This is a genomic window from Rhodococcus spongiicola (assembly GCF_004011835.1).
Lineage (GTDB): Bacteria > Actinomycetota > Actinomycetes > Mycobacteriales > Mycobacteriaceae > Prescottella > Prescottella spongiicola.
The window spans coordinates 23,927-48,876 of record NZ_RKLN01000008.1 but is presented as its reverse complement, the minus strand read 5'-3'; the positions used below and the strand labels follow the sequence as shown (position 1 = coordinate 48,876).

Annotated in this window: 18 protein-coding genes and 1 pseudogene; 18 read left to right on the top strand and 1 reads right to left on the bottom strand. The window is 66.0% G+C overall.

The features are described 5' to 3' along the window. The 6 genes from EF834_RS18265 to EF834_RS17950 form a co-directional block, all read left to right on the top strand. Positions 1–221: Ig-like domain-containing protein (locus tag EF834_RS18265; RefSeq protein WP_164874176.1), on the top strand; the 221-nt coding region annotated here is incomplete at its 5' end. Between the two features lie 244 nt (positions 222–465). Then, positions 466–2,763, top strand: coding sequence for an Ig-like domain-containing protein (locus tag EF834_RS18645; RefSeq protein ID WP_127948631.1), 2,298 nt, complete (start codon positions 466–468; stop codon positions 2,761–2,763). Positions 2,764–2,829: 66 nt separating this feature from the next. Beyond that, on the top strand, positions 2,830–4,800 hold the full coding sequence (locus tag EF834_RS17965) for an Ig-like domain-containing protein (RefSeq protein WP_235871297.1): 1,971 nt from the start codon (positions 2,830–2,832) through the stop codon (positions 4,798–4,800). A gap of 153 nt (positions 4,801–4,953) precedes the next feature. Continuing rightward, the gene (locus EF834_RS17960; RefSeq protein WP_127948627.1) at positions 4,954–5,709 is read left to right on the top strand and encodes a lysophospholipid acyltransferase family protein; all 756 of its coding nucleotides are present in this window, start codon (positions 4,954–4,956) and stop codon (positions 5,707–5,709) included. Between the two features lie 2 nt (positions 5,710–5,711). Further along, positions 5,712–6,449 carry a lysophospholipid acyltransferase family protein gene (locus EF834_RS17955; RefSeq protein ID WP_164874175.1) on the top strand — a complete coding sequence of 246 codons (738 nt, stop codon included), beginning with the start codon at positions 5,712–5,714 and terminating at the stop codon, positions 6,447–6,449. 61 nt (positions 6,450–6,510) lie between these two features. Then, positions 6,511–7,335, top strand: coding sequence for an HAD family hydrolase (locus EF834_RS17950; protein WP_127948625.1), 825 nt, complete (start codon positions 6,511–6,513; stop codon positions 7,333–7,335). A gap of 102 nt (positions 7,336–7,437) precedes the next feature. Here the strand turns inward: EF834_RS17950 and EF834_RS17945 are convergent, their stop codons facing one another. Then, complete coding sequence (locus EF834_RS17945) at positions 7,438–9,582, bottom strand: N-acetylmuramoyl-L-alanine amidase (protein WP_127948623.1); 2,145 nt, start codon at positions 9,580–9,582, stop codon at positions 7,438–7,440. A gap of 380 nt (positions 9,583–9,962) precedes the next feature. Here EF834_RS17945 and EF834_RS17940 point away from each other — a divergent pair, with 380 nt between their 5' ends. From EF834_RS17940 to EF834_RS17885, 12 genes and pseudogenes are all read left to right on the top strand, one after another. Continuing rightward, entirely contained in the window at positions 9,963–11,693 is a 1,731-nt protein-coding gene (locus EF834_RS17940) for a SpoIID/LytB domain-containing protein (protein WP_127948621.1), read from the top strand. 153 nt (positions 11,694–11,846) lie between these two features. After that, positions 11,847–12,608, top strand: coding sequence for a MerR family transcriptional regulator (locus EF834_RS17935; RefSeq protein WP_127948637.1), 762 nt, complete (start codon positions 11,847–11,849; stop codon positions 12,606–12,608). A gap of 103 nt (positions 12,609–12,711) precedes the next feature. Continuing rightward, on the top strand, positions 12,712–13,914 hold the full coding sequence (gene glf, locus EF834_RS17930) for a UDP-galactopyranose mutase (RefSeq protein ID WP_127948635.1): 1,203 nt from the start codon (positions 12,712–12,714) through the stop codon (positions 13,912–13,914). After that, entirely contained in the window at positions 13,911–15,752 is a 1,842-nt protein-coding gene (locus EF834_RS17925) for a glycosyltransferase (RefSeq protein ID WP_127948619.1), read from the top strand. The genes glf and EF834_RS17925 overlap by 4 nt, the downstream gene beginning before the upstream one ends. After that, the gene (locus tag EF834_RS17920) at positions 15,736–16,251 is read left to right on the top strand and encodes a phosphatase PAP2 family protein (protein ID WP_127948617.1); all 516 of its coding nucleotides are present in this window, start codon (positions 15,736–15,738) and stop codon (positions 16,249–16,251) included. The genes EF834_RS17925 and EF834_RS17920 overlap by 17 nt, the downstream gene beginning before the upstream one ends. Then, positions 16,248–17,153 (top strand): decaprenyl-phosphate phosphoribosyltransferase, encoded by a 906-nt coding sequence (locus tag EF834_RS17915; protein ID WP_127948615.1) that lies wholly within the window; start codon positions 16,248–16,250, stop codon positions 17,151–17,153. Before EF834_RS17920 ends, EF834_RS17915 begins: the two co-directional genes overlap by 4 nt. After that, positions 17,131–19,062: a flagellar motor control protein ZomB gene (zomB, locus tag EF834_RS17910; protein ID WP_408014537.1), complete on the top strand. Its 1,932-nt coding sequence runs from the start codon at positions 17,131–17,133 to the stop codon at positions 19,060–19,062. The genes EF834_RS17915 and zomB overlap by 23 nt, the downstream gene beginning before the upstream one ends. Before the next feature lie 360 nt (positions 19,063–19,422). Then, positions 19,423–20,421: an alpha/beta hydrolase gene (locus EF834_RS17905; protein WP_127948611.1), complete on the top strand. Its 999-nt coding sequence runs from the start codon at positions 19,423–19,425 to the stop codon at positions 20,419–20,421. A 176-nt stretch (positions 20,422–20,597) separates the two neighbouring features. Beyond that, on the top strand, positions 20,598–22,490 hold the full coding sequence (locus EF834_RS17900) for an alpha/beta hydrolase-fold protein (protein WP_127948609.1): 1,893 nt from the start codon (positions 20,598–20,600) through the stop codon (positions 22,488–22,490). 136 nt (positions 22,491–22,626) lie between these two features. After that, positions 22,627–23,199 (top strand): DUF732 domain-containing protein, encoded by a 573-nt coding sequence (locus EF834_RS17895; protein ID WP_127948607.1) that lies wholly within the window; start codon positions 22,627–22,629, stop codon positions 23,197–23,199. 120 nt (positions 23,200–23,319) lie between these two features. Beyond that, positions 23,320–24,186 (top strand): cutinase family protein, encoded by an 867-nt coding sequence (locus EF834_RS17890; RefSeq protein WP_408014539.1) that lies wholly within the window; start codon positions 23,320–23,322, stop codon positions 24,184–24,186. A gap of 310 nt (positions 24,187–24,496) precedes the next feature. After that, a pseudogene (locus tag EF834_RS17885) lies at positions 24,497–24,897 on the top strand (LLM class F420-dependent oxidoreductase); the annotation flags it as partial. Between the last annotated feature and the right edge of the window lie 53 nt (positions 24,898–24,950).

Sequence of the window (24,950 nt, the reverse complement as noted above, 5' to 3'; positions counted from 1 at the left end):
GTGTGGCCGAGTTGGTGTACACCTTCGATTCCGTTGGACCGCACGAGATCCACGTCGTCTACTCCGGTGGCCCGGGTGTGGAGGGCTCGACCTCGCAGGTGCAGGTGCTCGACGTCACCGAGTCCGGTGACTCGGGTGAAGGTTCGTTGGGCAGCCTGGACATCGCGGATATCGCGGGCGTCCTGGGCATCCTGGGCGTCCTGGGCAGCTTGGGCGACTGATTCACAGTCCTGACGGCTGACGCATGAACAGGCTGTGGGCCTCTGCCCGGGCAGGGGCCCACAGCCTTCATGGACACACGAGCATCTGGGTCCTTGAAACTCCCTGATTCCGCTCATCCGCAAAAGAAAGCGACTGAGCGTTTTGTCCGAAAAGTTGACACACGTTCCAGTTTTGCCAGCTATCGTGCTCGGGCACGGGTGTTGAACCCGCTGAGCACTTTTCGATTGTTCTTTTAGGAGTCCGGTGAATCCCTCTTTAGCGAAGCGCTGCGCCGCAGCGCTCACAGGTGCCGCCCTGACGATGGGCGTGATGCTGGTCGCCGCCCCTGCGGGTGCGGAAACGTCCACTCTCGAGTTCAAGAACACTTGTAGGGCTACCCCCGGTATCGTCAGTCCGGTCGACCAGACTCGAGACACTGCGATCACTGTCGATGCGCCTACGACCGTGGCGCCGGGTGAGACCTTCTCCTTCCGGTTGCAGACCGGCGGCCAGTTCTACCCCGACACGGAATCCATTGCGACGACGACGTATCTGACGCGGCTCAAGAACGACTACGAGATCCCCGCGAACGCCACCTTCGTCAGTGCGGAGATCGTCCCGAACACGGGGATCCATTTGGAGGGCGTACCGCCGAGTGTGATCCGGGTCAACGACGACGGACTGCCCGACGCGAACGGCAACATTCTGCGGATCTCCGGCAACAACGAGGTGATTGCCAACGGTGCCTCGAACAGCAAGAGCAAAAAGGGTGGGATCACCGCTACCAAGACCAAGAGGGATCTAGACGGCAACCCGACTTCGAACGGTGATTCCTGGTTCCGGATGCCGGCTATCGAAGTGACCATGGTGGCCGGTCAGTCCGGCGTCATCGAGCCGAAGCTCCGCACGAGCGGAGACGCGGGCAAGTTCGACAACGACAAGAATTTCAGCACGCAGTTGGCGCTCGCAGATGCGGGGATCTTCGGCGATCAGTGGACGCCGACACGCTGCAGCCCCCGCAACTCGGCGTCGAGCGGTCTCAATGCCGGGGCAGGGCCGCTGGCAACCATCGAGATCGTCGCCATCGAGACATCCACCACGCTGACCGTCCCGGACACCACGCCGACCGGCACCTCCGTGCAGCTCAGTGCGACGGTGGAACCGGCCGACGCATCGGGCACTGTGCAGTTCAAGGACAACGGCGACGCGATCGGCGCACCGGTTCACGTGTCCAACGGCACCGCGACCCTGGAGCATTCGTTCGGTACCCTCGGCGCCCATAGCATCACCGCCGAGTTCTCGAGCACAACGGGTTTCGCGTCGTCGACGTCGGAGGCACGGACAGTGACGGTGACGCCGCCCGCCGTGGCGACCACGACGTCGGTCACGGTGCCGCCGACCGCGACCAGTGGTCTCGCTGTCGATCTCGTCGCGGCAGTGACCCCGCCCGGCGTCGACGGAACGGTGCAGTTCAAGGACGGTGACACCGAGATCGGGGATCCCGTTCCGGTCGCCGGGGGTATCGCGACGCTCTCGCATGCCTTCACGACGACGGGTGACCACAGCATCACCGCGGCCTTCTCGGGCAGTGCGGCCTACGCGCCGTCGACCTCGGGTGCGCGCGTGGTAGCCGTCTCGGAGCCGCTACCGGACGCCGTGGCGACCACCACTGAACTCACCGCGCCCGCCACCACAGAGGTCGGTGCGGAAGTGACGTTCTCGGCCACCGTTTCCCCGACCCCCGTCGACGGCACCGTGCAGTTCCGTGACGGCGCAACGAATCTCGGATCACCGATTCTGGTCGTGGACGGCGTCGCGAGTCTCTCGCATACCTTCATCCGAGGCGGATCGCACCCCATCACCGCGGTCTACAGCGGAGGTGTGGGTTCGCTGGGTTCGACAGCTACTCCAGTGACCGTGGAAGTAACGGCGACGAACATCGGCACCGCCACGTTGCTCAACGCGCCCGGTGAGGCGAAGATCGACAAGCCGGTGGACCTGTGGGCGAGCGCGTTCGACCTGTGGGACGGAGCCCCGGTACCCGAGGGGGGCACGGTGCAGTTCCGTAACGGCGGGGCTCTCATCGGAGGCCCGGTTCCCGTGGTCGACGGTTTCGCCAAGCTGACGCACACCTTCGACTCGACTGGCGTACACACGATTTCGGCAGAGTTCAGCGGAGTGGGTGTCTTCGAAGGCTCGACCACCGACTCTCAGGACATCAATGTGACAGTGCCGTCGGCCGCTGATCTCGCGACGGCAACCGAACTGGGATTGCCGGCAGTCGGTACTGAGGGTGAGCCAATGATCCTCGACGCGCGCGTCGTCGCCCCACAGACCCCGAACGGCACCATTCAGTTCTTCGCGGGTGACAAGCCGCTCGGCGAGGCAGTGCAACTCGTCGATGGATACGCAAGCCTCACGCACACGTTCGCCGAGGCCGGATCCTACGAGATCACCGCAAAGTACAGCGGCGCAGCTGGATTCACGGAGTCGACATCCGTCCCCGGAACCCTTGTGATCAACGAGGTCTCGAGCTCGCTCGGCACCATGTTCGGTTCGTGAGCGGAGATGACGATGCGACAGGAAATTTCGAAGGCAGCGACAGCGCGAGAAGGACGGGCGATCGGGATGACTGGTAGGACGAGTCGGCGGCTGACCGCCGGTGCGGCCGTGGCCGCGCTGTCAGCAACCCTCCTCGGAGGATTCAGTCCGGGTGTGGCCAGTGCGGCATCGGAAACGGTGTCGTGGTCGGACGCCTCCACCCACTTCACCCGCACGATCAGTGACACGACGGCGTCGGTGGGTCAGATCATCGAGGTGAAGACGAAGATCGAACGTACCGGTTCCGTCGTGACCCTCTCAGAGGTTACGGACTTCCGTCCGGCGTGCTGGGAGTTCGTGAGCAGCAACCGGTCCAACCCGATAGTGGAGGAGACCTACACCCGGGTGCGGGGGTCGTGGACTGTCTGGCCGAACCTCAGCCCGAACTCGCAGACCTTCACGTTCGAGTATCGGGTGACCGCCGAATGCGAGCGCGACACTCCGTTGGACAACGGGATGGGCTACGTCATCGGCATTCGCGCCAACGACTTCCAGACCAAGGGTCCGGCGGTCACGGTGGCCAAGGACACCACCACGACATCACTGTCCGCGACGACCGACCCGGTGGTAGTGGGTCAGGTAGTGACGTTGACCGCCACGGTGACCGGTGGCGCGCAGGGTGATCCGGTGGACTTCTACGACGGGGACACGAGGATCGGTTCCAGCGAGCTGGATGCGTCGGGTGTGGCGACGTATGACTGGGCGCCCCCGCCAGGCGCCCGGTCGGTCCAGGCGAAGTTCCCTTCCACCGCTACGGCGAAGTCGTCGGAGTCGGCCGTGCAGACGGTGCAGGTGAACGAACCCGTGTCGACGGGTGTCGTCGTGTCGGTCCCCGGAACGGCTGTGGCCGGTGAGGCGGTCGATCTGACCGTGCAGTTGTCGCCGACGGACGCGCAGGGCACGGTGCAGTTCGCAGACAACGGGGCTCCGATCGGGGACCGGGTTGAGGTCGTGAACGGGGCGGCGACCCTGCCGTACACGTTCACCGCCGGGCAGCACAGCATCACCGCGGAGTTCTTCGGCGGGCTTGGGTTCACGAACTCGACCGCAGCGCCGCAGACGGTGGTAGTGACCGATGCGGAGACCACCGCGGCCGTCACCGCGCCCCAGGCGGCGCGGACCGGTGACCCCGTGACACTCTCGGCGTCGATCAGTCCGACGCCGACGGGTGGAACCGTGCAGTTCAAGGACGGCCTCGCCAACATCGGTGCGCCCGTCGAGCTCACGGACGGAACCGCGATTCTCGAGCACACGTTCACGTCCGTCGGAAGCCACGAGATCACCGCCTACTACTCGGGAACGGCAGGCTTCGCGCCCTCGACCGCACCCGCTCAGTCCGTGTCCGTCACCGACCCGGTGGTGGCTCCCCGAGACACCGTGACCCTGCTCAGTGTTCCCGGAGAGGCCAAGACCGATGAGGTCGTCGACCTGTGGGTGACCGTCCTGGACGCCGCTGGGGAGCCCGTCGAGGGAGGAACCGTCCAGTTCCTTACCGCAGGCCAGGACCTGGGTGACCCGGTAGCGGTGAGCGACGGTGTCGCGCGGTTGCCGCACACGTTCACTGAAGTTGGCACGCATGCCATCTCGGCGGTGTTCTCCGGCACGGAAGCGCACGACGGTTCCACCACGGTGACTCGGCACGTGAACGTGTCGAGGCCGACAGTGGTCGACGTCGACACCGCGACGGCGCTGACCGTGCCCGCGTCGGCAGTGGCCGATGACACCGTGACGTTGTGGGCGTCGGTGGTGTCGTCCGTGCCGGTCGAGGGAACGATCCAGTTCTTCGACGGTGAGACCCCGATCGGAGAGACGGTCGATCTGGTCGACGGCACCGCGACACTCGACTACGCGTTCTCGACCACGGGTGCTCACTCGATCACCGCGGTCTACTCGGGTGCGGAGGGGCTGAAGGGCTCGACCTCGGAGCCTCGGACGCTCGACGTCGTTTCTGTCGATTCCGGTACCGGTAGCCTGGCTGGACTTCCCTTCGGGTCCTGAGGGATCGGCGCGGTTGCATAGCAGCCTCCCCGATCTGACGTAGCGAAGAGTTCGAGGCCCCCGGCGTGCACGCCGGGGGCCTCGTCTCGTCTGTTCGTCCGTGCAGGGGTCGGGAAGTGTCTCGCCCACGAGCGGCCGACTAGGCTTCAATCTGTGGAACCCTTCTACCGAACGATCATCGGCCTAGCCCGCACCGTGTTCGCAGGCCAGGGGCTGAAGTTCACCGTCACCGGCGAGGAGCACATTCCCGCGACGGGAGGTGCGGTGATCGCCATCAACCACACCGGCTACATGGACTTCACCTACGCGGGTCTGCCGGCCCGCGCCGTCAAGCGCTATGTCCGGTTCATGGCGAAGAACGAGGTGTTCGTTCACAAGATTTCCGGCCCGATGATGCGCGCGATGAAGCACATCCCCGTCGACCGAGCCGCGGGTGGCGAGTCCTATCGGGCCGCGGTGCAGGCGCTGCGGGACGGTGAACTGGTAGGCGTGTTCCCGGAAGCGACTATCAGCCGAAGTTTCGAACTCAAGGGCTTCAAGTCCGGTGCTGCCCGCATGGCGATCGAATCGGGGACCCCGGTGGTCCCGATGGTTATCTGGGGCTCGCAGCGGGTGTGGACCAAGGGCTACCCGAAGCGTCTGGGCCGGACCAACACTCCGATCTCCATCGCCGTCGGGGAGCCGATCGCGCCGTTCGAGCCGGCGTCGGACATGACGGCGCTTCTGCACACGCGGATGGAAGAACTGCTGCGCGGCGTGCAGGCGAGCTATGAGCACCCGGCGGACGAATACTGGGTGCCGGCGCGACTCGGTGGTGGGGCGCCGACCCTCGAGGAAGCCAACGCAATGGATGCGGCGGACGCCGAAGCGAAGGCTGCACGACGCAGCAAGGAGACCGAGGGGAAGTAGTCGTGGAGCCGGTCTATGCGGCAGTGGAGTGGGCCGCGCAAGGCATGAGCACCTTTCAGGGCCTTCGGTTCACGCGCGTCGGCGTCGAGAACCTGCCGCGTGATGGTGGGGCGGTGCTGGCCATCAACCACACCGGCTACCTCGACTTCGTGTCGATCGGGCTCACCGCACGCAGTCGGGGTCGTCGAATCCGCTTCATGGCCAAGGCAGAACTCGCCGACAATCCGGTTCTGAGGTTTCTGATGCGTAATACCCGCACGATCGCGGTGGATCGCGCCGCCGGCACCGCGTCGTATCGTTCGGCGGTCGAGGCGCTGAAGGCCGGTGAGCTGGTCGGTGTCTATCCGGAGGGCACGATCAGCCGGAGTTTCGAACTCAAGAAGTTCAAGTCCGGTGCAGCACGGATGGCGCTCGAGGCCGGAGTGCCGATCGTGCCGTCCATCGTGTGGGGCGCCCAGCGGATCGCGACCAAGGGGCAACCGCTGCGCCTGGGTCGGCACCGCATCCCCGTCACGGTCGTGGTGGGGGAGCCGATCGCTCCCGACGGCGGACCGGAGTCGCTCACGGCGACCCTGCACGAGCGTATGGCGGCCCTGCTCGCCGAAGCGCAGCGCGACTACCCTCATCCGGTTGGCGAGCCGTGGGTACCTCGGCGTCTCGGGGGAACGGCGCCGACGCTCGCCGAGGCCACCAAGCTCGACGAGGACGAAGCCCGCGCGCGTCGCTTCCGTGCGTCGTGAGTTGCCTCGCATCCAGGCGTTCTCGTTCCTCGGATGTCATCGGACAGGGCAGAATGACCCGGTGGACCACGAACTTCCCAGCCTCGTCGCCAGCGATGTCGACGGCACCCTGATCGACGACGCCGAGCGTATAACCGCCCGGACCCGCAAGGCGGCGAGCGCCGTCGTCGAGTCCGGCACGCCGTTCGTCCTTGCTACCGGGCGCCCTCCACGTTGGCTCGACCCGGTGGTCGATGGACTCGGATTCGCACCGCTCGCGGTGTGCGCCAACGGCGCGGTCCTCTACGACGCCGAAGCCGATCGGGTCCTCGAGGCCGCGATGCTGTCGGTGGACACCCTCGCCTGGATCGCCGATCTGATCGAGTACGAGCTGCCCGGGGCGGGCCTGGCGGCCGAGCGCGTCGGTTCCACCGCGCACGACACCGCGACCCCGCAGTTCGTGAGCGCACCAGGGTACGAGCATGCCTGGCTCAACCCCGACCACGTCGAAATGGCACCGGAGGACATCCTGTCCGCACCGGCGATCAAGATGCTCATCCGAATCCCCGGCGCCAGCAGTGCCGCCATGGTCGCGACACTGCGGCCGCTGTTGGGGGAACGGGCGGATCTGACCTACTCGACGAACAACGGCCTGATCGAGGTGTCCGCGCCCGGCGTGACCAAGGCGTCGGGGCTGAGGCTGATCGCCCGGCGGCTCGGCGTGAGCGAGTCGGGAGTTCTCGCCTTCGGGGACATGCCCAATGACATCGCCATGCTGACGATGGCCGGACACGGCGTCGCGATGGAGAACGCGCACCCGGATACGAAGGCGGCGGCGGACGAGGTCACGGCTACCAACAGCGACGACGGCGTCGCCCGCGTCCTCGAGCGGATCTGGGTGAGCTGAGAGAACGAAACGCCTCTGTTCCCCTGTGTTTCCTGGAAAGGCGATTCCTGGAATGGGTGATTCCCGGCGGAACAGAGGCGTTCGTTCGGATCCCGGTGCGGATCAGTTGATCCGCACCGGGGTCTCACCAGGCGGAGCCGTCGGTGAAGGAGCTGTCGGGGCTGGAGCTGTCGGGGCTGGAGCGGAGGCAGCGCCTGGGGCCGGCTTGGTCACGACCGTGGTGATCTGCTGGGTCGCTTCGTCGTAGAGCATCGAGCCGTTCTCGAAGTCGCTGCGGAAGCCCCCGTCCACCCGGTACTCGTCAGTGACCGGCAGGCCGATGTCGGCCAGGACCCCGCCGGCGTTCTGCCAGGCGTTGAAGATCTCGCCGAGCATCGTCACCACGTCACCGTTCGGGGACGTGACCAGCGCGCCGTTCTCGAAGAACGCGTACAGCGATCCCGCCGCGGTGGTCAGCAGGCCGGTGATGGCGTCGCCGAGCATGCCGCTGTCCCCGCCGAGGGCGAGCCACTCGCGCACGATCGGGTTGGAATCGGCCATCGACAGCAGGCTGTCGATGGCGGCCGGGATCTGCGCGTCCAGGTCGAGCGAACCGACGTTCACCCCGACATCGGGGCTGGTCCCTCCGCCCGGACTGGGGGCGGGAGCCGGTACGCTGCCTGCGTTCCAGTTGCCCGCGGCGATGTCGCGGACCTGGTCCATCTGTGCGTAGGCGGAGTCACCCGGGCATACGGTGTAGCCGACGTCACGGTGCGCGAAGATGATCGGAAGGTTCACCGCCTGCCCCTTCGGGTACTTCGTGTACGAGGTGCCCTCGGAGTACATCGTCGTCCAGCCCTTGGGATTCAGGTTCGCGAGCTTCAGTCGCCACCCGAGGAACTTTCCGAGGGACTCGATCGTCGCGGCCGGGGCCGCCACGTTCTGGAAGTTGCCCATCATCGCGATGCCGATGGTGTTCTCGTTGAAGCCGCCGGCGTGTGCGCCCCGAACCGGGCGGTCGAGACCGCCGTAGCGACCCTCGAAGATCTGGCCGAACCGATCGACGAGCACGTTGTAGCCGATGTCGCACCAGCCGAGGGTCTGCGCGTGATACGCGTAGATGCCGCGCACGATGCCCGCAGACTCCCGCTTGGTGTAGTTGTTGCTCTCGGCGGTGTGGTGCACGGTCGCGCCACCGAGAGAATCGTCATAGATCGGGTCAGAGCATCGGATGTTCTCGTCGGCTCCCCACCCGCTGCGCGAGATGATGTTGATGCCGTTCACGGACGCGGGGGTGGCGATGTCGGCGAGGTTCGAATCCTGCGGTCCGGTGCCTGGGGTGATGAGCACTGCGGAGATGTCGTCGGCGGTGATGGTCGCTGCGGGCAGCGGGTTGGACACAGCTGCGGGCAGCGGGTTAGACACAGCTGCGGGCAGCGGGTTGGACACAGCTGCGGGCAGCGGGTTGGACACAGCGGCGGGGGCGTAGCCGAGCGGTTGCGAGGTCTCGGGCGCCGGCGAGTTGGCAGGCGCGGGGGTCTGTGCCGCCGAGGCTCCCTCCCCGCCCGGCGCGGTCTGACCGGTGGTACCGGAATCCTTGGGTGCCACGAGTATCTGCATAGCGTTGGTTTCGCCGACGTAGACAGGATCGCTGCCCTGTTTGCCGGACACCGTCGCCATGTCGGCGGTTTGGCTGTCTATTCCCTCGGGAGCGAACCACTCGCCCCACGTCCCGTCTTCCAGCTTCACGCGGAGCTTCGTAACCACCGACTCGAGGTCCGCGGAGGTCAGCGCAACCATGGAGAACGGCTCGTCACGCGTGATCTCCTTGACCGTGGCGCCGAGTTGATCGGCCAGGGATGGGACTGCCGTTTCGGACGCCGGTGCGGGGACCGCGACGTCACCGGGGGCTGCGGGGACATCGGGGACTGCAGGGTCACCGGGGATGGCCGGTGAGGTCAGCGGCGACAGCGGGATCGAACCACCTCCGGGCAGTGGGATCTCGGTCGGCAGCTGAAGATTGCGCAGGTCGATGTCCGGAATGTCGAGCCCGGTGATTGCCTCGAGTTCCGCGAGCGGAACGACGACTTCGGGAACGGACGTAAGCAAGACCTCGGCAATCTCTGTCGGGATCGACGGCGAGGTCCCATTGATGAAGCGGACGGTAATCGAGTCACTGCCGAGGGTCTGGACGGCGAAGGGCGCTGCAACAGCCACTGCGGCGACTGTGGCTATGACGATCGAATTCTTGGGTCGACGGTGCGGCAAGGCGGGTTCTCCTCGAGTTCGTGCACGGGGCGTTCTTCGTGCGCTGCGAGCGACCTTCCGGCTGAACCGATCCCGGCAGGGTCGGGGTTCGGACTAAATCCTCGGTGCCGCCCCGGGAGGGAGTCCATAGATCATCCGAGGATGTCTGCAACTTGTGATGCCTATGTTACCAACGTGACTGTAGGTGTTTTTGGTTTACGTGTTGCTAACATCAGTCACTGTTGTCACACTAGCCCCACCAACTTTAACTCTCAACCTTAGATTGAGTCTTTTGTGGAGCGTCCGGGCGACGACCGCTCTGTTCGCTTCCTCGTGGCCGTCCGACCCCTGTCAACCCGGAGCTCAAACGACGTCCGGACTTCAGTGATGAGGAGTGCCGTATGGCGAACACCCGCCTCCGCGCGATCGTGAATCGTGGTGTCCGGACCCATCGGAGACGATTCACCGCGGGTCCGTCGACGTCCTTCACCAAGGCCATCGCGCTGGGTCTCACCCCGGCCCTCGCGGTGGGTGTGGCCGTCGGTCTGCGTGCCGTGGACCGTGGCGTGGACCCGGGCATCGCGCCCGCGGTAGCAGCCGGCACCCCGATCACGATCAACGGCCGCGGCTACGGGCACGGCCGCGGCATGGGGCAGTACGGCGCCTACGGCTACGCGAAGAACTACGGCTGGTCGGCAGAACAGATCGTCGGGCACTACTACGGCAACACCACTCTCGGGCCGATAGACGACCCCTGGGTCGAGGTGCGACTCGTCGGCCGTGACGACAAGCGACTCGAGGTCTACTCGCAGACTGGCCTGAATGTCGCCGGTCAATTCTTCGGGCCGAACTCCGCCGCGCGCCTGACTCCCACACCAGGTGGGGCCGAAGTGGTTGTCACCGATGGGTGCAACGGGCGCGAGCTCTTTCGAACTTGGACCAATGTTCCGTGGGTCGATCCGGTGAACCTCGACGGGAACCGACCGGCGGGCGAGCACCTGCGACTGTGCGACGGCGGCGCCCCGTATCGCGGCGCGATGGGGGCTCTGCTGGACGGCAACGGAGCCTGGCGGACAGTCAACAGGGTGTTGATGGAGGACTATCTCTACGGTGTCGTACCGACCGAATCGATCCCGTCGTGGGCCGACACCGGCGGGCGGGAAGCACTGCGCGCCCAGGCAATAGCCGCACGTTCCTACGCCGCGGCCGAGAACCGATACTCCTACGCGCAGACCTGCGACACCCAGTCTTGTCAGGTCTACGGTGGCTCGTCCCGGGAGGACCACCGGACCACCGACGCGGTGAACAGGACCGCCGGCACGGTGATAAAGCGGGGCAACCAGATCATGGCCGCGGAGTTCTCGTCCTCGACCGGGGGATACAGCGCCGGCGGGACATTCCCGGCGGTTATCGACCTCGGTGACGTGGTATCCCCGAACCAGAACTGGACGAAAACTGTCACGGCCGGTGCCATCGCTAATGCGTTCGGTGTCGGCGAACTGATTTCCTTCGAGGTCATCGGGCGCAACGGTCTGGGCGCCGACGGTGGCCGTGTGACCAAGGTCAGGGTCGTCGGATCGGAGCGCACTGTCGAGGCGTCCGGCCAGGACGCACGGTGGAAGCTCGGTCTCAAGTCGGACTGGTTCACCGTCGGTGGTGAGGGAGCGCCGCCGGGATCGATCCCGGGCTTGCCGCTGCCTGAGGACTGGCTCGACTTGATCCCGCTGCCCCCGGGAATCCCGCCGGGCTCGATCGAGTCGATCTTGCCGCCGCTACCGCCGCTACCGCCGCTGCCGTCGTTGGCCGACCTGCAGCCCCTGCTGGCGTCGAGCGGGCCGTTGCCGGTCGCCGAGGCGATTGCGGATCCGGGTGCCGTGCCATTTTCCTCCGATCACGAGTCACTGATCGAAGCGAAGTACCGTGAGCTCGGCGGACCGGCCGGAAGCCTCGGTGAGCCGATCGGCCCGGAGTTGGTGCTGGCTGACGACTCGGGCACGTTCCGGACCTACCAGGGCGGCACGATCGTGTGGACGCCGACGTTGGGCGTGCAAGTCGTCGACTCGAGCGTGGTGCTCCAGCAGACGTCCCAGCCCCAGCAGACGTCACAGGAGGAGGCCGGCCCCGCGACATAGACCGGCAGATATTGGAATCGGGCGCGCTCTTCACCGGGGCGCGCCCGATTTTGCTCTTCCGGGAATCGCCGCCAGCCAGTTCCGGCCTTGACCTTGACGTTGCGTCAACCTGCACGCTGGGGGTACCGACGAAGGATCGAGGAGGTGCGAGCCGTGACCCGAACCGGGGAATGGTCGATTCAGCAACTGGCGCGAGCCGCCGGGACGACGAGCCGGGCATTGCGGCACTACGACGGCATCGGCCTGCTCGAGCCCAGCAGGATCGGGGCCAACGGCTACCGGTACTACGACCAGGCGGCGCTGGTGCGCCTCCAGCGGATCCTGTTGCTGCGCGAACTCGGGCTCGGACTGACCGCGATCGCGGCCGTCCTCGACGGCGCGAACGATGCTGCGGTCGCGTTGGGTACCCATCTGGAGCTGCTCGAGCAGGAACAGGCTCGTCTGGAACGGGTGATCGCGTCGGTTCGCACAACCCTGGAGAAGACGAGGAAAGGTGAGCCACTGATGGCCGAGGAGATGTTCGACGGATTCGATCACAGCCGCTACAAGGACGAAGTGATCGAGCGTTGGGGCGAGGCGGCCTACCGGGACGGCGACACCTGGTGGCGATCGCTCTCCGACCGCGACAAGTCCGGCTACCGGCAACGGCAACTCGACATCGCGGCTGACTACGGGCGTGCCCACGCCGCGGGCCTGGCGCCGGACAGCGCCGACGTGCGCAAGATCACTCGTCGGCACTACGAATGGGTCACCGAGGGCTGGCAGGGCCGCCGGCCCACGGCGGACGCGTTCGCCGGGCTGGGCGAGATGTATGTGGCAGATCCCAGGTTCGCGGAGAAGTACGACCGCCACGGCCCTGGAACTGCCGCATTCGTTCGAGATGCCATGCTGACCTTCGCGCTGGAACTGCAGTAGAGGCGGGCCGCGCGTGCCCGGTGGTTCGCGCCACCGGGCACGCGCCCAGCCGTCTCTTTCGCCTACCCTGTCTTCCGTGACCTCCCCGAGCCCTTCCTCTGCTATGCCCGAGCCGTCCCCAGATCGATTCGACCTCATCGTCGTCGGATCGGGATTCTTCGGTCTGACGATCGCCGAGAGGGCTGCGACACAGCTCGGCAAGCGGGTGCTCGTGGTCGAACGTCGTCACCACCTCGGCGGCAACGCGTACTCCGAGGCGGAGGCCGAGACCGGCATCGAGATCCACAAGTACGGTGCGCACCTCTTCCACACCTCCAACAAGCGGGTGTGGGAGTACGTCAACCAGTTCACCGACTTCACCAGCTACCAGCACCGCGTGTTCGCCATGCACAAGGGGCAGGCCTACCAGTTCCCGATGGGCCTCGGTCTGGTCTCGCAGTTCTTCGGCCGCTACTTCACGCCGGACGAGGCGCGTGCCCTGATCGCCGAGCAGGCCACCGAGATCGACACCAAGGACGCGAGCAATCTCGAGGAGAAGGCGATCTCCCTGATCGGTCGCCCCCTGTACGAGGCGTTCGTCCGCGACTACACCGCCAAGCAGTGGCAGACGGATCCCAAGGAGTTGCCCGCCGGCAACATCACCCGCCTGCCGGTGCGGTACACGTTCGACAACCGGTACTTCAACGACACCTATGAGGGCCTGCCCGTCGACGGCTACACCGCGTGGCTCGAGAACATGGCGAAGGACTCGAACATCGAGGTCCGCCTCGACACGGACTGGTTCGACGTGCGTGAGGAACTGCGTCGGCAGTCCCCGTCGGCCCCGGTTGTCTATACCGGACCGCTCGACCGCTACTTCGACTACGCGGAGGGCGAACTCGGCTGGCGAACCCTCGACTTCGAGACCGAGGTGCTCGCGACCGGTGACTTCCAGGGCACGCCGGTCATGAACTACAACGACGCCGATGTCCCCTACACCCGCATCCACGAGTTCCGCCACTTCCACCCGGAGCGGGACTACCCCAAGGACAAGACCGTCATCATGCGCGAGTACTCGCGCTTCGCGCAGAGTGGTGACGAGCCGTACTACCCGATCAACACTCCCGAGGACCGTGCCAAGCTCGAGGCGTACCGTGCCCTCGCCAAGGCCGAGGCCGCGTCGTCGAAGGTCCTCTTCGGTGGCCGCCTGGGCACCTACCAGTACCTCGACATGCACATGGCGATCGCGAGCGCGTTGTCGATGTTCGACAACACGCTCCGGCCCCACCTCGAGTCGGGTGAGCCCCTGGCCGGAGACCTCGCGTGAGCGCGCTGCTGCAGCGGGTGCTGCTGCCCCGTGCCGGTGAGCCCCTCGACGTCCGGAGCCTCTACACGGACGAGTCCGAGACCAACGCGCGTCGCGCGCACGCCACGTCGCGCACGTCGGTGTCGATCGGCGCCGAGTCCGAGGTGTCGTTCTGCAGCTACTTCAACGCCTTTCCGGCGAGCTACTGGCGTCGGTGGAGCATCCTCGAGTCCGTCGTGCTGCGAATCGATCTGACCGGGCACGGCCGGGTGGACGTCTATCGCTCCAAGGCTGATGGCTCACGAATTCACGTCGAGGGCAAAGAGTTCCGCGAAGGCGCACTCGATTTCGAGGTCGATCTCGGCCCATTCGAGGACGGCGGCTGGATCTGGTTCGACATCACCACCGATACCGACGTCGAACTGCGCAGTGCCGGGTGGTACGCGCCGATCGACGCGCCCGGTGAGGCGAATGTCGCGGTCGGTATCCCGACGTTCAACCGTCCCACCGACTGCGTCAAAGCCCTGAAGGCGCTTGCGTCGGATCCGCTGGTGATGGACGTCGTCAAGCACGTCATCATCCCTGATCAGGGCACCCGCAAGGTTCGTGACGAGCCTGGCTTCGACGAGGCCGCGGCCGCGCTCGGTGGCAAGCTCGCGATCCACGACCAGGGCAACCTCGGTGGCTCGGGCGGCTACAGCCGGATCATGTACGAGGCGCTGAAGAACACCGACTGTGAACAGATCCTGTTCATGGACGACGACATCGAGATCGAGCCCGACTCGATTCTGCGTGCGCTCGCGATGTCGCGGTTCGCCAAGACTCCCATGCTCGTCGGCGGGCAGATGCTCAATCTGCAGGACCGCAGCCACCTCCATGTGATGGGTGAGGTGATCAAGCGCGAGAACTTCATGTGGACCGCGGCCCCCAACGTCGAATACGACCACGACTTCTCCAAGAAGCCACTCCGCAAGTCCAAGCTGCTGCACCGGCGCATCGACGTCGACTACAACGGTTGGTGGATGTGCATGATCCCGCGGCAGGTCGCCGAGGAGATCGGGCAGCCGCTGCCGCTGTTCATCAAATGGGACGACGCAGAATACGGACTGCGCGCAAAGGAAGCCGGCTACCCGACGGTGACCATGCCCGGTGCCGCGATCTGGCACATGGCGTGGAGCGACAAGGACGACGCCATCGACTGGCAGGCGTACTTCCACCTCCGCAACCGGCTCGTCGTGGCAGCGCTGCACATGTCCGGAAGCTCAACCGGTCTGATCGCGAGCACCGTGAAGGCCACGGCCAAGCACCTGCTGTGCCTCGAGTACTCGACCGTTGCGATCCAGAACCTGGCGATCCAGGACTTCCTGGCCGGACCCGAGCACGTGGCCGACCTGCTGCCGACTGCCCTCGGCACCGTGCACGCGTTGCGCAAGGAGTACCCCGACGCCGTCGTGCTGCCGTCGTCGACGAGCCTGCCGCTGCCGTCTCGCGCGGATGTCGGCAACGTGGACCTGCCGACCAACAAGGTGGCCATCGCCACCCGCCTGGTCAAGGGGTTGGTCCACAGCGTCAAGAAGGCCAAGCCCGAGCACCTCGAGACGCCCCAGCTGAACGTGCCGACACTCGACGCGCGCTGGTTCCTGCTGTCGCAGGTGGACGGGGTGACTGTCACCACCGCGGACGGGCGCGGTGTCGTCTACCGTAAGCGGGACCCGAGGATCGCTGCCCGGCTGTTGAGCGAATCCCTGCGCCTGCGCCGCGAACTCGCAGAGCGCTTCCCGGATCTGAGGCGCGAGTACCGTGCCGCGGTGCCAGAGCTGACCAGCAAAGAGAGGTGGGAACGTGTCTTCGGCATCTGAGGTCCGGGTCCTGCAGACCGTCCAGGGAACCGTCGGTTCCAGGCCCGTCGTCGTTCGCGCGGCCCGCGGCTTGTCGCACTTCGGTGAACACGCGCTCGGCTGGGTCGCGGTCGCCGGAGCCGGTGCGGTACTCGACAAGCCGCGCCGGCGTCGCTGGGCCGGTGTCGCCGCCGGTGCCGTCGGCGCCCACGCCGCGTCGATCATCATCAAGCGTGTCGTGCGCCGGCCCCGCCCGAACGATCCGTCGGTGCAGGTGAACGTGTCGACGCCGAGCAAATTGAGCTTCCCCTCGTCGCATGCCACCTCCACGACCGCGGCGGCGGTGCTCCTCGGTCGACTCACGGGACTACCCTTGCCTGCGGTACTGGTCCCGCCGATGCTGCTCTCGCGCCTCGTCCTCGGAGTGCACTACCCCTCCGACGTGCTCGCGGGGTCGGCGCTCGGCGCCGTGTCCGCGGCTGCGGTGCTGCGGGCTGAGCAGAAGTTTGGAGTGAAATGAGCGAGGAGCCGGCGGTCGTCACCGGACCCCCGAAAACCCTGGCCGGCGGCATCGTCAAGGCCGTCCGCCCACGGCAGTGGGTCAAGAACGTGCTCGTGCTCGCCGCACCGCTCGCGGCCGGGTCCGTCACCGAAGGCGATGTGCTGCTGCCGGTTGCGCTGGCGTTCGTCGTGTTCTGCATGGCGGCGTCGGGCATCTACCTCGTCAACGACGCGATGGATGTCGAGGCCGACCGGGCACACCCGACCAAGAGGTTCCGGCCGATCGCGGCCGGGGTGTTGCCGGTCAACATCGCCTACGGCCTGGCGACCGTCCTGCTGGCTGCTTCGATCCTGCTGTCGTTCGTGGCGAACTGGCAACTCGCCGTCGTCATGGCGGTGTACGTCGCGATCCAGCTGGCCTACTGCTTCGGCCTCAAGCATCAAGCGGTTCTCGACATTTGCATCGTCTCGTCGGGCTTCTTGATCCGGGCGATCGCCGGTGGTGTCGCCGCCGAGATCCCTCTGTCGCAGTGGTTCCTGCTGATCATGGCGTTCGGGTCGCTGTTCATGGCGGCCGGCAAGCGGTATGCCGAGCTGCAGCTGGCCGAGCGGACCGGTGCGAAGATTCGTAAGTCGTTGCAGTACTACACCGGCACATACCTGCGGTTCGTGTGGACGCTGTCGGCTACCGCCGTCGTCATCTGCTACGGACTGTGGGCGTTCGAGCAGGATCGCGCCAATGACACCACCATGTTCGCGATCTCCATGGTGCCCTTCACGATCGCGATCCTGCGCTATGCGGTTGATGTCGACGGGGGCGAGGCGGGGGAGCCGGAAGAGATTGCCTTGGGCGACCGGGTGCTCCAGTTCCTCGCAATAGCCTGGATCGGAGTGGTAGGTGTCGCTGTCTACCTGGTCTGATCCGACACGCACAATCGACGAACGCATCGTGGAGCCGCGCCCGCGGGGCGCCCGGATCTCTGGTGCAGTGTTCGTCGGCGGCGTCGTGCTCACGGCGCTGCTTTTCGCGTGGGGTACATGGCAGCGACGGTGGATCGCCGACGACGGACTGATCGTGCTCCGCACGGTGCGGAACCTGCTTGCCGGCAATGGTCCGGTGTTCAACGCCGGCGAACGGGTGGAGACGAACACCAGCACGCTGTGGACGTACCTCGTCTACGCGTTCAGTTGGCTCACCCAAGCCCGGCTCGAGTACGTCGTGCTGGGACTGGCGCTCGTTTTGTCCGTTTCCGCCGTGGTCATGACCATGATCGGCACCGCCCGTCTCTATAGAGCTCGGTTCGGCGGCGGTGCAGTACTGCTTCTTCCGGCCGGCGCGATCGTCTACATCGCGGTACCGCCCGCCCGGGACTTCGCGACCTCTGGACTGGAGACCTGCCTGGTCATCTTCTGGATCGCGCTGTTGTGGCTGCTGCTGGTCCGCTGGGCGCAGACCCCAGCGCCGTCGTGGCGCTCTGTCCTGCTGCTCGCGTTCGTGGCTGGTCTCGGACCGCTCGTCCGGCCTGAGATGGCGATCGTCGGGGGGCTTGCGTTACTTCTGATCTTCTTCTCGCCCATCAGTTGGAAGTTGCGAGCGTGGATCGTCGCGGCGGCGGGCGTCGTCCCGGTCGCTTACCAGATCTGGCGCATGGGCTACTACGGCCTGCCCTACCCGAACACCGCCGTCTCCAAGGACGCGGGCGGTGCCAAGTGGTCTCAGGGACTGGCCTACCTCTGGAACCTGGTGGGCCCCTACCTGCTGTGGCTTCCGCTGCTCACGGTGGCTGTCATAGTTGCGATGGCATGGTGGCGCAAGTCACCACGACCCACCCCCAACCCGATGAGTGATGTGGATCACAGTGGCGGAAGTGCGTGGGGGCGCTTCTCTCGTCGATTGCATACCCCGGCGGGGATCGTCGTCTTCATCCTCGCTTGCGGATTGATTCTCGCAATCTATTCGATACGTGTCGGCGGCGACTTCATGCACGGCCGCGTTCTTCTCCCGTCCCTATTCTGCCTCCTTGTGCCGATTTCGGTCGTGCCGGTGCGTATTCTCCGGCGCTCGGAATGGGGGCGGAACAATGCAACGCTCGTATTCGGGGTGTCCACGGTGGCGTGGACGGCGACGATGGGCTGGGCGGTCATTGCGGCGAACACTGTCGGGATGCCCGACGGGGCGGTCGTCGGAAAGTCGGGGATCGTGGACGAGCGCGCGTTCTACTCGCTCAACACCGGGCGCCAACACCCGATCCGTGCCGAGGACTACCTCGACTACCCGCGGATGCGTGCGATGGTCGAGACCATCGCGGATACCCCGGACGGCGGTTTGCTGCTCCCGACGCCGGCATTCACCAGCTGGGACATCGTCCCCCCGCCGCTGCCGATCCCCGAGGGAGGCGTCGGGCACACCGTCTACTTCCTCAATCTCGGCATGACGAGCATGAACGTAGGCCTCGACGTGAAGGTCCTGGACCAGATGGGGCTCGCCTACCCGATCGCGGCCCACACCGAGCGGCTGGACGGCGGCCGTATCGGCCACGACAAGGTGCTCTACCCGGACTGGGTGGTTGCCGACACCGGAATGGTGCCGGTCCATCCGTGGCTGCCGTGGTACCTCGACGAGAAATGGGTCAGGCAGGCACAGGTGGCACTCACGTGCCCTGAGACCGTCGAACTGAAGGAGTCGTACCGCGCCGAGCTGACGTGGCCACTGTTCGAGCGAAATCTGCTCAACGCTTTCGAATACGCCGGCTACCGATTCGACCGCGTGCCCAAGTACGAGATCCAACGCTGCGATCTCGAGATGCCCGAGGCCCCGGCCGGCCGGTAGGGGTCGTCCCGGTATCGCGAACGAATGCTTGCGACCATCCGTGAAACTCGTGCCCGGAAGGCTGAGGCTCCCGCCTATCTCCAGCGAGTCGCACACCCATCACCGTTCATGGATCATTGATCTCGGATCTGTAACGACGACGAGGTGCGCACCGATGTCTGGGTAGGCGCCAAGGCACCCGGCAGCGGAATCGGACTGTTTGTCACAGTCCGGTCCGTCGCATACAGTCCACGACGCGCAGTGTGACTGGTGCAGACTGTCCGCCGCCCTGAACGGGGTGGTGAACAGGGTGATCTGCCCGCCGACGGAGTCCACCGGGCCGCACGACGGACGCCGGAGATGAAGAAAGAGAGCAGTTTCATGCGTTTAGCTCGACCAAGGCTGCCGCAGCTTCTCAAGCAGCGCTTACTCGGCATTTCCGCCGCTGCGCTGGCCGTACCACTGGCCGTCGGGGTCGCTGGCGTGACCACCGCATCGGCCGCACCCCTCCCGCAGCAGGCGCCGGCAGGCGGCTACGAGGAGGTCTCTGTCGACTCGAGCATGGGCCCGATCAAGGTCCAGATCCAGTGGGCCGCCCGGGGCGGCAACGCTGCTCTCTACCTGCTCGACGGACTTCGCGCCCGTAACGATCGCAACGCCTGGAGCTTCGAGACCAACGCTCTCGAGCAGTTCCGCGACGACAACGTCACCTTGGTGATGCCGGTGGGCGGTGAATCGAGCTTCTACACCGACTGGTACCGGCCCAGCAGCACTAACGGCCAGCAGATCACCTACAAGTGGGAGACGTTCCTCACCCAGGAGCTTCCCGCCTACTTGGAGACCCGCGGTGTCTCGCGGACCAACAACGCCATCATCGGCCCGTCGATGGGCGGCTCGGCGGCCCTCACTCTCGCCGCCTACCACCGCGACCAGTTCAAGTTCGCCGGCTCGCTCTCCGGGTACCTGGACATCAATGCGCCCGGCATGCGTCAAGCGATCCGCGTGGCGATGCTCGATGCCGGCGGTTACAACGTCGACGCGATGTGGGGCCCGCCGGGGAGCGCAGCGTGGGAGCGCAACGACCCGATGGTCTTCGCCCCCAGCCTCGCGGGCCTGTCGATGTACATCTCGGCGGCCAGCGGCGAGCCCGGCGACTACGACAACCCCGAGCGGGCGATCGAGTACTTCAACACCCAGAACGCGTCGGGCCTCGAGGCGATCGCATACTCCAACACACGCGCCTTCCAGGAACGTTTGCAGGAGCTCGGCATTCCGGCGACATACAGCTTCCCCGACACCGGCACCCACTCGTGGCCCTACTGGTCGACAGAGCTGGGGAAGGCCCGGGGACAGATTCTGGATGTCCTCGACGCGCGGTGACCTGACCGCGACGGTGGCCTGGACGGCACGGACGGATCACTCCGTCCGAGATTGACTTCACGAATTCACCATCCAACCAGCGTGGCAACCGCACCTGGGCATCCGTTTCGTGTAACAAGGAACGGATGCCCTGGTGCAGCAGGGTGTCTACGCAATCACGAAGGAGAGTTATCCGGATGCGATTAGGTCTCGAGCGGCCAGGGCGCCGCGGCGGCGCCAGTGGCGGGCGGCGTAAACGTGCGCTGAGTGTCGCCGCGGCCGCACTCGTACTGCCGATAGCCGCCGGTCTCACATCGGCCGGGGCCGCCGGGGCACAGTCGCTCGGTACGCCGGGCGGGTCGACGGAGACGGCTGAGGTGCAGTCGGGGCCCGGCATGGTCGACCGTGTCGACTGGCTCACGGACCGTCGAGTCGCGATCTGGGTCAACTCTCCGTCCATGGGCGTCCCGATCCAGGTCCAAATGCTGTTGGCCCGGGACTGGAATGCCCAGCCCGACGCGAGGTTCCCGGTCGTCTACATGCTCGACGGCATGCGCGCACGGGACGACGAGAACGGTTGGACCCTCGAGACTGACGCCGAGGCCTTCTTCGCCGACAAGAACGTCAATGTCGTGCTGCCGATCGGTGGTCAGTCCAGCTTCTACTCGGACTGGATCGACCAGAACAACGGTCAGAACTACATGTGGGAGACCTTCCTCACCAAGGAACTCCCGCCGATTCTCGAGAACGACTTCCGCAGCACGCAGACCCGCGGGGTCGTGGGCCTGTCGATGGGTGGCACCTCGGCGATGATGCTCGCCGCGCGCAACCCGGGCTTCTTCCAGTTCGCCGGCTCGCTGTCCGGCATCCTCACGACCACCACGCTCGGCATGCCGCAGGCCATCGCGCTCGCAATGGCGGATGCCGGTGGATTCGACGCCGACGCGATGTGGGGCAGCCCCCGCAACGACGCGTGGGAGGCACACGATCCCTACTTGCTTGCTGAGGAGCTCGAGGGTGTCAGCCTCTACATCTCCAGTGGTAGTGGCACGACCGGTCAGTACGACCAGCCGTCCGGCATCCCGGGCATCAGCACCAACTACGCGGGTATGGGTCTCGAGATCCTGTCGCGCCTGACGTCGCAGACGTTCATCACCAAGTTGCGCAATCTGGATATCCCCGCAACGGTCAACTTCCGCCCGTCGGGCACGCATTCCTGGCCGTACTGGGAGTTCGAGCTGCACCAGCTGTGGCCGCAACTCGCGGACGCGATCGGTGTCGAGGCCGGCAAGCCGGCGTGCGGCCCGGGTGGCGCCATTGCACCGGTCGCAAACGGCAACAACTGGATCGGCGACTGCGTCACTGGCGAGTACTCGGTGCCCGGTGGTGTCGCGCAGGACTACCGCTTCGGCCGCATCTTCTACTCGGGCGGCAATGGTGCGCACGCGGTGGCGGGTGGCATCGGCGGCGAGTACCAGCGGGCCGGCGGCCCGAGTGTTCTCGGTCTCCCCACCACGGGCGAGATCGCACTCGCTGACGGGCGCGGTCGCTTGAACCACTTCGAGAATGGTTCGATCTACTGGACCCCGCAGAACGGCGCCCACGCTGTCAGTGGCCCGATCCGCCAGGAGTGGGCCGCGCAGGGCTGGGAGAACGGCCCACTGGGCTACCCGGCAGCCGAGCAGGCCAAGACTGCGAGCATGAACGGGTTGGTTCAGGGCTTCGACATCGGTGCGATGTACTGGAGCGAGGACACGGGGGCCAACGCGGTACTGGGTCTGATCATGGGGAAGTACGCCGAGATGGGCTTCGAGAACGGCTGGCTCGGCTTCCCGCTGACCAGTGAGATCCCGATCAAGGACAACGGCCGCTTCAACCGGTTCCAGAACGGCAACATCTACTGGAGTCCCGCGTCCGGCGCCTGGGCCGTCCAAAACGGGCCCATCTTCGACGCCTGGGCTTCGGAGGGCTACGAGAACGGTCGCCTCGGCTACCCGATCTCCGACCAGTTCGACATCCCTGGTGGGGTTCAGCAGAACTTCCAGTTCGGTGTGATCACCATCAGGGACGGCGTGCCGTCGATCGATTGACCGTGAGTTGACGTGTGCGGGCGGTGCCGGATCTCACGATCCGGTCACCGCCCGCCCGTCATCTGTAGCCTGTTTCCAGAGTCCGAAATCAGTACTTGTTCCGATACGACACAACACAGCAATCCCGAGGACCGATATGTCGCACTTCCCCCGCCCCAAATCCGCGCGATCTGCGCTGGCCCGCAACTTGGCCGTCGGCGCGCTGAGCCTCGTGGCCGGTGGCCTGCTCGTCGCCTGTGGCAACGACTCGTCGGCTACGGGGTCCCCGACGACCACGGCAGCGGCGCAGAGCCCCTCGACGGCGCCGGAGACGGACGGTATGACGGACGAGGCCCAGGGGTCCATGGACGACGGGTCCATGGACGAGCAGTCCATGAACGAGGCGTCGGACGAGCAGCCGCAGGCGTTGCCGAGCGACTTCCCCGGCCCCACCGAGATCGCGGTCTCTTCGAATGGTCAGGCATTTCTGGACGCGCTGAGGCAGGAGGGCATCACGCCCGCCGGGGACGGCGTCATCGCTCTGTCCACGGCTGACTACATCTGCGCGGCCCAGGAGCAGGGCGGCTCGGACGCCGCAGTCACGACGTTCGTCACCGCAGCGGTCGGCAGCGAGGCCAGCGCGGCGGGGCAGGAACTGACGCCGGAGCAGGCCGGTGAGAACGCCGAGATCTACATCCGTTTGGCGAAGTCCGAATACTGCAACAAGTAAGTTCGCATGACTGTCAGCGGAACACGGAAGTCCAGGATCAGCAGGGGGCGTAGGCGCTCAGGAATCGTCGTCGTGGCGATCCTGATACTCGTCCTGCTGCTTCTGGCGATCTGGTACCTGATGGCGGGGCGGGTTCCGCCACCGACGCCCCCGACACCGCCGGGACCGCCGCCGCCGAGCGCACAGCCGGCGCACTGCCCGGACGTGCAGGTGATCTCGGTGCCCGGCACCTGGGAATCGAGCGCCACCGACGACCCGCACGACCCTTCGGCGAACCCGGCGTCGCTCATGCTCAATGTCACGCGGCCACTGCAGGAGAGGTTCTCGCCGCAACGCGCCGACGTCTACACGGTTCCGTACGTGGCGCAGTTCTCGAACCCGGTCGCTCTTCCGCCGGACGGCCAGGAGTCGTACAACGACTCCCGCGCTGCCGGTACCGCGGCGACGATGGACGTCATCGAACGCCGGCACGCCGAGTGCCCGCTGACGACCTACCTGCTCACCGGGTTCTCGCAGGGCGCGGTGATCGCTGGCGATGTCGCGGCCCGGATCGGCGCCGGAGACGGTCCTGTTTCGTCGGAACTGGTACTCGGTGTGGGCCTGATCGCGGACGGACGGCGTGACCCGGCCGCTGCACCGACCATCGGGCCTCCGGTCGTCGGTGTCGGTGCCGAACTCTCGCTGGACGGGCTCAAGCTCCCGGGCATCACGATGACCGGTGCCCGGCCTGGAGGCTTCGGTGCGCTCACGGACAGGGTCGTTCAGATCTGTGCGCCGAGTGACGGCATCTGTGATGCACCTGTCGAGGCCCTCAAGCCTGGGAACTGGCTCAGCAGTGCGGCCCGGCTCGGCGAGTACTACAACAACCCGGCCCACGCCAAGTACAACTCGTTCGTCGTCGACGGCAACGGGACGACCGCGACACAGTGGGTCACGAACTGGGCGGCCGAGAAGATCGACAAGGCCCCGACCCCTGCGCACGAATAGCGCGACTCAGCGCGACTCCCTTTTGCGCTCCGCTAGGAGTCTGCTCGGAGTGCGCTCCGAGTCAGCTCGGAGTCTGCTGAAAGCCGCTACCCGAGCTATGCGTGGACGGTAATGTCCGACCTCGCAGCTCGACGACGGGCGCACGAGCGGGTCCTATGCTGGTGGGTTGGCGCCCGCAAGGCGTCACCCACCTCTGCATGCGTGAAATGAGGAAGAAGGCTCAGATGAGTTCCACTGGCGGCCAAGTACGCCGGGTGGCGCCCCAGACCGCCACCGATGGCAGTACGGCGTCGTCAAGCGCCACTATCCGTCAGGCGTCACTATGGAGGAGAGGACGAGCAAGCGCGCCGAATGGATCCGTGACGCCGCCGGCGATCGCTTCGAAGACATCGAGCTCAATTGGACCATCACGATGATCATGGCTACCGACGACCGCGAGCAGGCAGTAGAGACGGTGCCAGCAGCCCTCGAGCAGGGTTTCCCGACGAATATCGCGGTGGAAGTCCAGTCGTCGGTCGAGCAGATTCTGAACTCGCCCTATCCGGCAATCGGTACATATGAACAAATCTCGGACGAGATCCGTAACGGGCGGGAGAAGACGTCGATGTCATATGTGGGCGTGTTCCCGACCCAGTTGCAGGCGTCCGCGTCGACGCATTCGCGCCAGCAGTTCCTCTGCTGCGGGGCGAGTGGGCCGATGCGCATCTGTAACATGTTGCTGGTTTCGAGCCGATGGACTGATTCGTAGGTGGTTTGTCTGCGTC

Coding starts and splice junctions, on each gene's coding strand:
- EF834_RS17965 (WP_235871297.1), top strand. CDS start 2,830: ATGACTGGTAGGACGAGTCGGCGGCTGACCGCCGGTGCGGCCGTGGCC.
- EF834_RS17940 (WP_127948621.1), top strand. CDS start 9,963: ATGGCGAACACCCGCCTCCGCGCGATCGTGAATCGTGGTGTCCGGACC.
- glf (WP_127948635.1), top strand. CDS start 12,712: ATGCCCGAGCCGTCCCCAGATCGATTCGACCTCATCGTCGTCGGATCG.
- EF834_RS17915 (WP_127948615.1), top strand. CDS start 16,248: ATGAGCGAGGAGCCGGCGGTCGTCACCGGACCCCCGAAAACCCTGGCC.
- EF834_RS17905 (WP_127948611.1), top strand. CDS start 19,423: ATGCGTTTAGCTCGACCAAGGCTGCCGCAGCTTCTCAAGCAGCGCTTA.
- EF834_RS17900 (WP_127948609.1), top strand. CDS start 20,598: ATGCGATTAGGTCTCGAGCGGCCAGGGCGCCGCGGCGGCGCCAGTGGC.
- EF834_RS17895 (WP_127948607.1), top strand. CDS start 22,627: ATGTCGCACTTCCCCCGCCCCAAATCCGCGCGATCTGCGCTGGCCCGC.
- EF834_RS17890 (WP_408014539.1), top strand. CDS start 23,320: ATGGCGGGGCGGGTTCCGCCACCGACGCCCCCGACACCGCCGGGACCG.